At 23.9% G+C, this 13,735-nt stretch carries 11 protein-coding genes; 10 read left to right on the top strand and 1 reads right to left on the bottom strand.

What is annotated here, in order from left to right:
- Positions 1-74: 74 nt before the first annotated feature.
- From feoB to tyrS, 3 genes are all read left to right on the top strand, one after another.
- Positions 75-2,294: a ferrous iron transport protein B gene (gene feoB, locus JRW51_RS00465; protein WP_250328726.1), complete on the top strand. Its 2,220-nt coding sequence runs from the start codon at positions 75-77 to the stop codon at positions 2,292-2,294.
- Between the two features lie 96 nt (positions 2,295-2,390).
- Complete coding sequence (locus JRW51_RS00460; RefSeq protein ID WP_250328725.1) at positions 2,391-3,026, top strand: hypothetical protein; 636 nt, start codon at positions 2,391-2,393, stop codon at positions 3,024-3,026.
- A gap of 143 nt (positions 3,027-3,169) precedes the next feature.
- On the top strand, positions 3,170-4,435 hold the full coding sequence (gene tyrS, locus JRW51_RS00455; protein WP_250328724.1) for a tyrosine--tRNA ligase: 1,266 nt from the start codon (positions 3,170-3,172) through the stop codon (positions 4,433-4,435).
- A gap of 8 nt (positions 4,436-4,443) precedes the next feature.
- On the opposite strand, the gene rpsD is transcribed toward tyrS, so the two are convergent.
- Positions 4,444-5,049 (bottom strand): 30S ribosomal protein S4, encoded by a 606-nt coding sequence (gene rpsD, locus JRW51_RS00450; RefSeq protein ID WP_250328723.1) that lies wholly within the window; start codon positions 5,047-5,049, stop codon positions 4,444-4,446.
- A 316-nt stretch (positions 5,050-5,365) separates the two neighbouring features.
- On the opposite strand from rpsD, the gene JRW51_RS00445 reads away from it, so the two are divergent.
- Genes JRW51_RS00445 through mutM form a run of 7 tightly spaced genes read left to right on the top strand, consistent with a single transcriptional unit; the run spans position 5,366 to position 13,692 of the window.
- Positions 5,366-7,027 carry a septation ring formation regulator EzrA gene (locus tag JRW51_RS00445; RefSeq protein ID WP_322948422.1) on the top strand — a complete coding sequence of 554 codons (1,662 nt, stop codon included), beginning with the start codon at positions 5,366-5,368 and terminating at the stop codon, positions 7,025-7,027.
- An 11-nt stretch (positions 7,028-7,038) separates the two neighbouring features.
- Entirely contained in the window at positions 7,039-8,037 is a 999-nt protein-coding gene (locus JRW51_RS00440) for a DHH family phosphoesterase (RefSeq protein ID WP_250328722.1), read from the top strand.
- The gene (gene dnaE, locus JRW51_RS00435; RefSeq protein WP_250328721.1) at positions 8,031-10,406 is read left to right on the top strand and encodes a DNA polymerase III subunit alpha; all 2,376 of its coding nucleotides are present in this window, start codon (positions 8,031-8,033) and stop codon (positions 10,404-10,406) included. Before JRW51_RS00440 ends, dnaE begins: the two co-directional genes overlap by 7 nt.
- Before the next feature lie 8 nt (positions 10,407-10,414).
- Positions 10,415-10,744 (top strand): hypothetical protein, encoded by a 330-nt coding sequence (locus JRW51_RS00430; protein WP_250328720.1) that lies wholly within the window; start codon positions 10,415-10,417, stop codon positions 10,742-10,744.
- 20 nt (positions 10,745-10,764) lie between these two features.
- Positions 10,765-11,667: a 5'-3' exonuclease gene (locus JRW51_RS00425; RefSeq protein ID WP_250328719.1), complete on the top strand. Its 903-nt coding sequence runs from the start codon at positions 10,765-10,767 to the stop codon at positions 11,665-11,667.
- A 43-nt stretch (positions 11,668-11,710) separates the two neighbouring features.
- Positions 11,711-12,808 carry a hypothetical protein gene (locus JRW51_RS00420; RefSeq protein ID WP_250328718.1) on the top strand — a complete coding sequence of 366 codons (1,098 nt, stop codon included), beginning with the start codon at positions 11,711-11,713 and terminating at the stop codon, positions 12,806-12,808.
- Between the two features lie 23 nt (positions 12,809-12,831).
- Positions 12,832-13,692, top strand: coding sequence for a bifunctional DNA-formamidopyrimidine glycosylase/DNA-(apurinic or apyrimidinic site) lyase (gene mutM, locus JRW51_RS00415; protein WP_250328717.1), 861 nt, complete (start codon positions 12,832-12,834; stop codon positions 13,690-13,692).
- Positions 13,693-13,735: the final 43 nt, after the last annotated feature.

Genomic DNA, 13,735 nt, shown 5'->3' with positions numbered 1-13,735 from the left:
GTAGAATTAATTTAAAATTTTTAACTTAAAAAAAATTTATTCATAGAAATAATCCTAAACAATTTTTTTAAAAATTGAAGAGCAATAAGAAAAAAATAAGAATACTATTCGTTGGAAATCCTAATGTTGGTAAAAGTTCAATCATTAATGAAGTCGCAGACAGATACGTTGTAAAAGTAGCAAATTATCCTGGTGTAACAGTTGCTAAAAAAGTAATCAATTTAAATTACAAAGATTACGAAATCGAAATTATTGATACCCCTGGTATTTATGATTTTAATAATAAATCGCTTGATCAAAAAATAACAGCTAATTTAATCGAAGAAAAGAATTATGATTTAATAATTAACGTTATAGACGGAACAAGTCTTCATAAGTGTTTATATTTAACTCAATTAATTCGTGAATTAAATGTTCCGTTTGTAGTTTTGATAAATCATTTTGATTTATTTAAAAATACCACTAATTCTATTAATATTAAAAAATTTGAACAGATTTATCGAACAAAAGCTTTATTTGTTTCTGGTCTTAAATCGATAAATATTGATAAAATTTTACCATTTGTAAGCGATTATTATAATGAGAATATTGAGAATATAAAAGAACAAAAAATAATCAAATTTTCTTTATATGATTCAATTTTAAATAATTTAAAAAATGAATTATCAACTTTTTTGGTTAATTCAAAAGTATTATTTGTTCACACTCATTATTCTGATATCGATAAAATTAATTTTATCGCTAACTTTTATGCTATTAGATATTTGGAAAACAACAAACATTATCAAAGTCACTTAAAATTAGAAGGATTTAAAGATGATGAGACTAAAAAATTAATTTCTCATTTTGAGCAAGCTAAAGGGATAAGTATTTCTGATTATGTTTTTCAAAAAAGAATTAATTTAATCAAAAATATAGTTTCGATCGTTTTAGTTAATAAAAATATTTGAAAGCACTCCAAAACAACATTATTTATTGATCGAATAATCTTAAATAAATGACTTTGCTTTCCGTTGCTGTTATTGATTTTTTCCTTAATGTTCATTCTTGTCTTTAATATAGCTACACCTTTTAAAGATTGATTAGATATGGTAGTTAACGATTGAATCGGTGGCTGAGTATCAAATTCTAATTTGCAACCTGATTGACTAAAATCATTTATTGTTGATGGTGTTTTAGCAGGAGCAGGAACAGTTGTTACTTTTCTGCCAATCATGATTTGCTTATTTTTTTTCATTAGTGTTTTTCAACAAGCAGGATATCTTGGAAGAATATCATTTATTGTCCAAAAATTCTTTTCAAATATTGGACTTGGGGGCAAATCTGTTATTGGTTTATTTCTTGGTTTTGGTTGTAACGTTGGAAGTATTTTTTCAACAAGAATCATTGAAAACAAACGAGCAAGAAGAAATACAGCTTTAACTGTTTCTTTTGTTCCATGCAGTGCTAGATTAGCGGTTTTTGTTCTTTTTGCATCCGCTTTCTTTGGAAAAAGTGGTTGAGTTTTAATAATGTTTCTTTATGTTTTAGGTGTAGTAACTGCGCTTTTTCTCGCCTTTATTTTTAATTTATTTCAGAAAAGACAAAAAGGATATGTTCCTTCAGTATCAAACTATTCTGAACTTCCCAATTATCAACTGCCATCCCCTAAAGTTTTAATAAGGTCATCATTTATTTATGCTAGAGGATATTTAAAAAGAGCAAGTACGATAATTCTTTTAGCATGCATTATTTTATGGGTATTTAATTATTTCCCAAACGGGGGAGATGTAAATACATCAATTTTATCTTATGTTTCCAAAGGGATTTCATATGTTTTCTATCCATTAGGCTTTGGTCATATTTGACAATTAGTAGCTGCAATTTTTCCAGCTTTAATTGCAAAAGAATCTACAATCGGAGCATTAGGTCAATTATTACAAAGCAATAGCGGAGGCAATAGTTCAGTTAGTATTGTTGATGTAATTAAAGGTTTTTTTTCATCAATTTGATTATCAATTCAAGGATTTTCACCAGTTAACTGATTGTTTGGTTTAGTTGATACCACAAACAGTCAATTATCAGATAATAGCAGTTTAAGTGATAAATTAAAAGATCCAAATCTTCATTTAACGACCCCGATGGCGATAAGTTATATGGTCTTTATGTTATTAACGATACCATGTATAACCACAATTGCAGCTATTCGTACTGAATTTAATTTCAAAACAGCAGGGTTTAGTTTACTGTTAGGAATTGTCGTTCCGTTTATAGCAAGTGCTATTACTTATTGAATTTGCGTATTAATATTTTAAAAATACCATCCAAAAAAATAATTTTTTCTATTTCTTTATTCATACTATAAAATTTATAATTTACCTTATAGTAAAAACTGTTAAATAAATTTTTTAATGTCTCGTAAATCCAAGAAAAAAGTTGGAGAATTGATTTTTGGAAAACATAAAATTAATCAAGATCGATATCTTGAACATCCTTTCCTTATTGTAAAAGAGGAAGAAGAGAATTTTATTTGTGTTCAATTAACATCTTATAAACCACATTATTTTTCTACAGATTTTGCTACTCTTCGCAATAATTACGATGATAGCAACAACACTTCAATAATGAGTGGACTAAGAGACGAATATTCATCTTTATATAATGAATCTATACAGTTAAGATTAAATTCTAAAAATGATTCCTGACATGTTAATTATTACTCTAAACAAAACCTTCCAAACTTAGACAATAAATTTGATTTTTCTGATTCTAATTTTGGTTCCTTTTTAGATGAAAAACATCCAATTATTAATTGCGGACATGGTTATTATTTTTTAGATAAACAATTAGGTTTTAAAAATAATTCATTTTTAATATTAAATAAATTATTTATTTTTCCTAAAAAATCGTTAAATAATCAATTTTATTATTTAAATACAAAAGTAAATGATAAGGTTATAAAATACATTAATCATAAACTATTTATGCAAACAGATCTTAATGAAAAAATTGATATTTTTTGTAAAGATTTATGAGATAAAAAATAATTTATTTTAACTTAAAACTCAAAAAAAAGGAATAAATAAGTTAAATAATAAATTTATATTTGTATATTTGTAAGAAAAAAATTTGATAAAATATTTTAATTAAAGTCATTATAAAAGCGCTAATCAAATCATTATTTTAAAATATGTTAAACAAGGATGTAGAAAAATTTTTAAATTTTAACAATATAAGCCATATATCTTCAAAAGAAAAATTTTTAGATGCTTTAATTAACAAAAAATCAGTTTATTGTGGTTTTGATCCAACAGCATCTTCATTGCATATCGGAAATTACATTCAAATAATAATTTTAAAAAGATTAGCCCAATTAGGTCTAAAACCAATAATTATATTGGGAGGCGCCACTGGTTTAATCGGCGATCCAAGCGGTAAAAACAAGGAAAGAGAGCTTAAACCAAAAGAAGACATTGAAAAAAACCTAGCTAATATTAAAAAATTTATTTTAAAAGTTTTTCCCAAGGCTAAAATAGTAAATAATTTAGAATTTTATAAAGATTTAAAATTCATAGACTTTTTAAGAAATTTCGGAAAACAAATAAATATTAATTCATTGCTTGATAAAGATTTTATAAAGTCCAGATTAATGTTTGGCATTTCTTATACAGAGTTTTCATACATAATTATGCAAGCATGAGATTTTTATAATCTTTTTCAAAAATATAATTGTGCAGTCCAAATCGGAGGAAGTGATCAATGGGGTAATATATCTTTAGGGATTCATGTTATATCAAAATTAGTTCAAAACGGAGATCAGGCTTTAGGGTTAACTTTTCCCTTATTAGTAGATGAAAATAATCAAAAACTTGGTAAATCAGAAAATAATGTTTTATTATTTGATAAAGAAAAATTTTCAGCATACGATTTTTATCAATATTTTCTTTCTTTATCAGATCAATCAATTATTAAATTAGCCAAAACAGCTTCTAGTGATGATTATTCTATCATTGAAGAAGAAATCAAAAAACATACGGGTTCTCCTTATAATTATTCATTACATAAATATGTTGCAAAAAATATAATTAGTCAGACGTTTTCAGAAAAAGAATATCAAAAAATAGTAATAAATTCAGAATTTTTATTTACCAATTATTTAAAAGGAAATTTTAAAGAAGAAGATTTTAAAAATTTAATCGGTTATATACCTACTGTTTATTTTTCATCATATGATATTTCTGTTTCAAACCTTTTATCTTTTGTTTTTAAAGATGAATTATCAAAATCTAAAATAAAATCTTTAATAATTCAAAAAGGAATAAAAATTAATAATAAGACCGTTGACAACTACAATCAAATTTTATCTTCTGATTTTTTCCATTTTAAAAAGTATTTATTGATAAAAAAAAATAAACAGCATTATCTTGCTGTTTATTCAAAAGAAAATAAGAAATAAAAAATATTTTAATAACTGTAATACTCAACAACTAAAGATTCGTTGATATTCATATTAAGTTCTTTACGTTCTGGCATGCGATTTAAGAAACCGCTCATTTTATCTTCGTTTAAAGTTACAAAAGGTAAATGAGAACTTGTTTCTTTAATAGATTGTTGAATAACTTCTAGTTTTTTTGAATTTTCTTTAATAGAAACTACGTCATTTATTTTTAGGGTAAATGAAGGGATATTAACTTTTTCATTATTCACTAGGATGTGATTATGAAGAACTAATTGTCTTGCAGCTTTTCTTGTAGGAGCTCAACCTAAACGGTAAACAACATTATCTAATCTAGATTCTAAACGATTCATCATATTTTCAGTTGTTGAACCTTTAGTTTGTGCTGCTTTTTCAAAAAGATTTTTTAAATTTTTTTCTGTCAAACCGTATAAGTATTTTATTTTTTGACGTTCAATCAGTTGTAAAGCGTAACTATTTTGTTTTCTTTTTTTGTTGGGGTGCATCCCTGGATAAGTTGTTCTTTTTTTATTTTTAGAAAACTCTTTATTATTATCTAGAATACTAAATTTTAATCTTCTAGCAATACGATTAACTGGGCCTGTATATCTCATTATTTTTTAACTTTATATTATTTAATTTTTATTTGTTTTAGTGTTTTGTTAACGATTTTAAACCATAGGTAAAATATGGAATAAAAAATAATATTAACCATATTTTTTACAACATAGTTTAACAAATATTAACATTATAAAAGAAAAAGTTATAATATGAAAATAAGGAAAAATATGAAAGATAATAAAAAACGGATAGGTTTTTAATTAGAAAGTTTTTTAATATTCTTGTTTTATTTTTTTAGTTTTTATTAAAATCTGACATTAAGTTGTGTTTGTTTGAAACATTACGCAGACATATTTATAACCAAAAAATTTGAAAATTTTAACTTATATATTTTTAGGACTATTGATAGTTATATTTATTGCGTTAATAGTAATTATAGTTTTATTAATAAGATATAAAAGGGCAATATCAGTCCTTAAACATTTGAAATCTCAAATTCATATTATAAATAGTTTACAATATAGAAGATCTTTAGCTAACTTAAAACTATCAACTACAACAAAAGAAACAGAGAATATATACAGCAATCTTTTAAATGAATACAATGATATTAAAAATAATATCGCAATAAACATAATCAAAGATGTTAGAAAAGCAGAAACTCTTTTAACAAAAAAGAAAATAAATGAATTTTTTAAATTAGCAAAACCATTGAAATCGAAACTAAAAATATTAAAATTAAAAATTATGAAAATGATAGAAAAAATTGATGATTTAACTAGTTCTAATAACCAGTATTTAGAGTTATTAAAAAAATATCAAGAATATTATGAAACAATAAAAACCTATTATTCTAATAATTTTTTACTCTTTGAGAAAATAGATTTAAAAATTAAAGAATTTTTTAAAATTATTGATGACAGTTTTATTAAACTCGATGAAATGAACAAAAATAATAAATTTGCTGAAATGACAGATGAATTTTCAAAGTTAAAACCTGCAATTTTATTTATATCCAATCTTTTTATTAATTACCCAAAACAACATAATTTAGTAAAATTTATTATCCCTAAAAAATATTCAGAAGTAGAAAAAAAATATTATGAATTAATAAAAAGTGGATGTCGCTTAAGTCGTTTAGATTTTGTAAAATTCTGTAATTTTTATAAAAAAACATTCAGTACAATAAAAAGAAATTTAGAAAACATTCAATATAAAAAAGTTGACAAAGATCTTAACAAATTAGTATCAGTTATAAATCAAATTTATAAAATTTTAACAAGGGAAGAAAAATATTTTCAAAATCTTAATTCAGTAATAACTACACTTGAAATTTTATTTAAAAAAACCCAAAATTTGAAAATTCGTTTTAATAGTATATTTAGCGAAAAAAACGAAAATTATAAAATTGAAGGAACTGAATTAGCAATTTTAGATAAAATTGAACAAAATTGGGTTTCAATTAAAAATAAATATGATAAATTAAAAAATTTATATCAAGCTCAAAGTAACATTGATATCAACTGAACAGATTTTTATTCAAAAATTTTAGAAATTACGAATGATATTAAAAATTTAAATACAAAATTAAAAGAAGGAATAGTTTATTACAAAAAAAGAAAAACGATTATAGATTATCAAAATGAGTTTATTCAGTTAAAACAACTTATATTTTTAATCAACACCAAGAGATCTGATAAAAATTTTGAACTTTTCTTTAAAACATGCCCGCATGATATTCAAAAGATTGCCAAAGATATTAGATCATTTTTAGTTTATCTTGGCAAAAAACCGATCATTACTGATAAAATTGTTAAAGGAATTTATAAATTAAAAGATAATATAAACGAAATCTATAATAGTTTTATTCAGTATAACGAACAATACAAAACAGCAACAAGGTTGATGATGAAAGCAGTTGGTCTAAGAGATAGAAATAAAACTATCAGCATAAAATTACCACAATTAGAAATCCTTTATGCAACCAACCAATTCAAAGAAGTTGTATATATTTTAAATAAAATCTTTTAATAAATTATCAAATGGTAAAATTTTTAACTAAAGAAACGCAAATTTTTAAAAATGTTATTGAAAATCATGATTCAATAGTTCTATTTACTCATGTTAATCCCGATGGCGATGCAATTGGCTCATTGTTTGGATTATTTCAATATTTAAAACTAAACTATCCTTCTAAAAAAATAAGATATGCGATTGATAAACTTAGCAAAGAAATAATTTCTTTTTTTGAGTTTACTGATGAATATATTTTTAACCCTGACAAAAATAATGATTCAAAATTTCTTGCGATCGTTTTAGATGTTAATGTTAAGCAAAGGGTTAAAAATTATAATTATTTGGCTTTAGCAGACAAAATTCTGGTTGTAGATCATCATTTAAAGTCAGAAAAAGAGAATGAAATAAATTCCGACTACTTGATTTTGTTTGAAAAATCAATCGCTACTTCTGAACTTTTAAGTTTTATGATATACAATTTACATTCAGAAAATTCAGAAAAACACCAAATTAACAATAAAACTGCTAAAAGTTTATTTTATGGAATTATCACCGACTCTAATAGATTTTTATATAAAAATACTAATAGTTTAACCTTTTTTATTTCATACTTTCTATCATCGTTTAATTTTAATTTAAATGAGGTTTATCAATTAATTTATAACCGTCATTACAATGAGATTAGTTTGATGGCTTATATTCAACAAAATTTTCTTTGAGAAGATACCAATTTTGTCAGTTTTTTCCTTGATGAAAAAATTTATACAAAATTTAACGTTCCTTATTCAAAAGCTAAAAATTTTAGTTTTGTTTTCAATAACATTACTGAAATTGATTTTTGAGTATTTTGATCAATCGATCCTGTTACAAAACTTTATTCTGTTAGCCTAAGAAGCAAAAAAACTCCGATTCATAAAATCGCTTTAAAATTTGGCGGAGGAGGGCATGAACTTGCCGCAGGAGTTAAGTTAAAATCAAAACCAGAAGTGATGAGTTTAATCAGAGAAATTAAAAAACTATGTTAGACAACTCAACGAAATTAAACTGCAACATAAACGCAAGAACATGTTATTCTTTTTATCGTTCAATAATTAAACCTGATGAATTAGTCAAACATTGTGTTAACAATAATTTTAAACAATTAGTTTTTACCGACATCAATAATTTTTCTGCTGCCCCGTATTTAGTTAATTTATGTAAAAATTACAACATTCAATTAATTTTAGGAATGGAAGCGATTATCGATGATTACGCTTTATTATTATTTCCTTTAAATCAAAAAGGGTATCAAAATTTAGCTTTTCTTTGTTCTTTACTAAATCAAGAAAATAAAGAAATTAGTTGAGATGACTGTATACCGCATTTAGATGATTTAGTTATTGTTATAAAATCATTATTTTTTGTTGATTTTTTTAAAAGTAAATTAGGACAGACTAATATAAATTCAGAAAATATATTTTATAGCCATAAATTAAACCTTACAAACAAAGAAAACATTCTTTTTTTACAAGAAGTAAACTATTTTTTTTCAGATGATAAAAAAATTTTAGATCTTTTAAAAAACGTTAGAGAAAAAAAGAAATTTGATGATTTTTCCTCTTTCTCATCATCTGAAGAAAATAAGTTTTTAACAATTGATGAGCTTCAAAAACATAAAGAATGAAAAGAAGTTTATCATCATAATTTAAAAAAATTTTACAACAAAATAAAATTTGATTATGGAATTAAAACAATTCCAATAATTAAATATTCAAGTCAAGATTCAAACAAATTGTTAGAAGAAAAAGCATATCATGCTTTTGATAAATTTTTAAAAATTCATCCATGAGCTTTAAAGCTTAAAGATCAATATAAAAGAAGACTTGAAAAAGAATTAGAGATCATTAAAAAACTTAACTTTGCCGATTATTTTTTAATAGTTTCAGATTTCATTGATTATGCAAATAAAAATAATATTTTATATGGTCCAGGCAGAGGTTCTGCTGTTGGAGCTTTATTATGTTATTTATTAAAAATAACAAAAATTGATCCATTAAAATATGATTTAATTTTTGAAAGATTTATGAATCTTTCAAGGGTATCGCCTCCAGATATTGATATTGATTTTGATTCTAATGAACGAAATAAAATAATAAATTATATATTTAAACGTTTTGGTTTAAATCATGTTGCTTATATTGGAACATATAGCTTTGTAAAAGCAAAAACCGCTATTCGTGATGTTGGAAGAGTTCTTGGCGTTGATATAAAATATATTAATTTAATTTGCAAAGATTTAGACCCTGAATGTGTTGACGTTGTTGAGCATTATAAAAAGAATCTTGTCTTTTTTAATAGCATTTATCCATATCACGGATCACTAGATTTTTTATATATCGCTAATAAAATAATTGGGATACCACGTCAATTTGGAATGCATCCTGCCGGTGTTATTTTAAGTCAAGAAAACATTAAAAAATTAATACCTTTAAATGTCGATATAAATGGCTTTAATATTACACAATATGATAATTTGCAATTAGCTCAGTTCAATGTTAATAAAATTGATATTTTAGGAATTAAAAACATTTCGATTATTAAACAAACCCTTTTATCTATTGAAAAACATTTAGGGGAAAGAATAGATTTAGATAATATTAACTTTGAAGACCCTGTCATTTTTTGAGAATATGCTCGCGGTAATACAAACGGTATTTTTCAACTTGAATCAAGCGGGGTAAGAAGAATATTAAGTCAATTAAAAGTAAGCAGTTTGAATGATGTTATTATTACCATTAGTTTATATCGTCCTGGTCCGATGGATCAACGTAAACTATTGATTAATCGTAAAAAAGGAATAACTCCGATTGATTACATAGTCCCTGAATTAAAACCCGTTTTAGAAAATACTTATGGAATTATCCTTTTTCAAGAACAAATAATGTTAATTTCACAAATTTTTGCCAATTTTTCTTTAGAAGAAGCTGATAATTTTAGAAGAGGAATTGCGAAAAAAGATCATAAAATTTTTGAGGAATATAAAGATAAGTTTATTCAACAAGCAGTTCAAAAAGGACATAGCCTAGAAGTAGCTGTTAATGTTTTTAATATGATTGAAAAATTTGCAGATTATGGTTTTAATAAAAGTCATGCTGTGGGGTATAGCATTTTAGGGTATCAAATGTTTTATTTAAAAGTTTATTACCCTTTATATTTTTTTTGTGAACTGTTAAATCATTACACTGAAGACACTGCCAAAACTTATATTTATTTAAAAGATTTTGAAAGGAAGTATAGTAAAAAATATAAAATTATTCCTTTCGATATTTTTAATCCATCAGGTGAATATCAAGTAATTGATAATAAACTCCAATTTGGTTTATTTATGGTTAAAGGGCTGGAGGATCGTTATTAAAACAACTTTTGGCTGCTAAAGACGAAATAAACCAATTTAAAGATAATTTTGTAAAAGTGGTAACAATTCTTATAAAATATAAAGTAAGTAAAAAAAATTTATTAAGTTTAATAATAATTAACGGATTTTCTCATTTTAATTTAAATAAAATTACAATGATAAAAAGTCTTGAACAAATTTATAATTATGCAGAAATTGTTATCAACAAAGATAAATCTATTAGTTGAGATTTAGTTCAAGAACCAATAATAGTCATGTTTGATAATGACTTAACCGTTTCTAATGCTATTAGTCAGAATTTAGCACAAATATTAGGATTTAATTGAGAATTTAAGTAAAGTTAATTTAAAACAAAAATATGTTAAACAACCAACCAAAGAAATTAAAAAAATTTCTTGTCGTAGATTGTAGTTCTGTTATTTATAGAATCTATTTCATAACCAGTAAAAACACTGAAAAAGTTATGCGCCTAAATGATAATTTATGAACAAATGTTATTTATGGTTTTATTCGTTTTTTAATCCACATCATTAAAAAAGAAAGATTTGATTATATATGTTGTGCGTTTGATTACTCAAGAAAAACCTTTAGAACAGATTATTTTCCAAATTATAAAGTTCAAAGACCAAAAACTCCTGAACACATTATTTATCAAATTAAAATAATTCAAGATTTTTTAAAATTAGCAGGAGTTCCGTTTTTATCGATTGAGAATTATGAAGCCGATGATATTATCGGAACAATTGTCGAAAAGTTTAAATCAGATGCTAATATTTACATTTATTCATCAGATCATGATTTACTTCAATTAGTTAACAATCAAAATAATATTATTTTTTGTAATATTCAAAAAGGGATGGTTAAACCATTAAACATTACGAAAGAAAATTTTAATCAAGAAGTTAAGATACCGATGAAATATTTTCTTGATTATAAAATTTTAAATGGCGATCAAAGCGATAATTTAAGGGGAATTCCGTCTTGAGGAATAAAAACAATTCTTAATTATTTAATTAAATTTAATGGACTTGAAAATCTTTTAAATAATATCGATAAGATTCCATCTCCTAAGCACAGAAACAGCTTAAAAGATCATCTGGATCAAATTGAATTGTACAAGAAAATTATTCCAATTTATAAACGTTTAGACATAAACCCTAACATAAATGCCTATAGCATAAATAGATATTATAAAAATATTCGTAGTGATAAAGTTATTGATTTTTACAAAAAATATAAACTTAGAACATTTTATGCTTAGTATTTTATAATTTTATTAATAAAATAACAAATAAATTTTAAAAATGCAAAAGCTCAATTTTATAAATTATTTTTCTGGATTTATTGTCATTGATATTGGAAGTAATAGTATAAAAAGTACTTTTTATCAAATTAACTTTCAAAATCATACATTGATTAAGCATCCTTTTTATCGTCGTTTATTTAAACTTTTAAATCATTTTAAAAATGGTCTTTTAAGTCAATATGTAATTGATAAAATTGTTGATGATTTTCGCGATATTTTATTACGTATTTCTAAAAACGAGATATTTGCTAACACAAAAATTTATTGTTTTGGAACAGAGGTTTTAAGAAGGGCTATAAATTATACCTATATTCAAATGTTGATTTATAGACAAACAGGGATTTATATAGATATTTTAGTTGGCGGAAGAGAAGGTTATATATCTTATTTAGCATTTATTAATTTTTATTTACCAAACAACCCTAAAACTAGACAAAATTATTGTCTTTTGGATTATGGTGGAGGAAGTTGTGAAGTAACTATTTGTCAACAACATAAAATTTCAGAAATAAAATCATTAAAAATCGGATCTTTGGTTTTACTTTTAAAACACAAACATAACTATAAAATTGACTGGAACAGTATTAAAAGCGAAATAGATAGAAATTTAACAAGAATTTCAACTAAAGAAAATATTTTTTATGGAATGAACTTTTTTTCATCATCTGCATCTTTAAAATCTATTAATTTTTTAATGACAAAAGTTTTTTATAAAATGTTAGTTCAAAAAAATCCAAACATCCCAATTATTAAAGATAATATTATGAGCATGATTTGTTTGTTTAACTTAATCATGCCAATGAATGACAAGGAATTACAAAGCTATCATATTTTAAAAATTGGTTATAACTCGATTCGTTGTGCATTGTTAACCTTTATTAGTTTTTATAATAAGTTTAAAATTAAAGAAATAAAATCAATTACTTTTAGTATCCGTGATGGTTATTTAGCAATGATTTTATCTCATCTTCCTGAAGTTAAAGATATTCTTGTTAAAAATAAATTTATTAAATGAAAAATTAAAAATATCCAACCACTAAAACATACTAAAGATCAAGTATTTACAAATGTTGGAAAGACGCCAAATATTAAATAGATATAATTAAAAAAATATTTTTAATGCCAGAATTACCAGAAGTAGAAGTAGTAAAAAATATCCTTTTAAGCAAGATTTTAAATCAAAAAATATTAAATGTTAAAGTTTTTTGACCCAAAATTATTAAAAATGTTTCATCTGAAAAATTTATTAATGATTTAAAAAATCAAACATTCAAAAATATTGAAAGAAAAGGAAAACATCTAATATTTTATTTAAATGGTTTTGTTCTTTGTTCTCATTTAAGAATGGAAGGCAGATATTTAGTTGTTGACAATAATTTTGATTTTGAAAAAATTAGTAATCTTTTAATTTTGTTTTATTTAAATAATAATAAAATTCTAATTTATAGGGATACAAGAAAATTTGGTACTTTTTTTCTTTACCCACTTGATAAAGAAAAATCATTTCTTGCTAATAAACCTTTAATAAATGTTGGGATAGATGCAAATTCTTTAAATTTAAAATCAGAATATTTAAGTAAAAAATTTTCAAAAAAACGCCTTCCGATCAAAACAGCACTGTTAGATCAATCAATAATAAGCGGGATAGGAAACATATATGCTTCAGAAATTTTATTTTTAGCACGGATTCATCCAACGATCCCAGCCTATCAATTAAATCAAAAAGAATTAAAAGACATTATTCACTTCAGCAGAGAAGTATTAAATCATTCAATTGCGTTAGGCGGAAGCACGGTTTCAACTTTTGAACCAGCACAAGATATTCATGGTAGATTTCAACATGAACTTTTTGTTTATCGTCGAAATGGTAAAAATTGTAAGATCTGTAATACTACGATTCAAAAAATAGTTCAAAATCAAAGAAGTACGTTTTTTTGTCCCAAGTGTCAAGCTTTACAAAATCACAAAAACAACGACTAAAAAATCTTTTAATCTTTTCAAATTTGACATTTTTTTACCCTAT

The organism is Mycoplasma sp. SG1, assembly GCF_023612375.1.
In the GTDB taxonomy this organism is placed as follows: domain Bacteria; phylum Bacillota_I; class Bacilli_A; order Mycoplasmatales; family SG1; genus SG1.
Note: the sequence above shows the minus strand (reverse complement) of the source record. Positions and strands in the feature narration are given on the sequence as shown.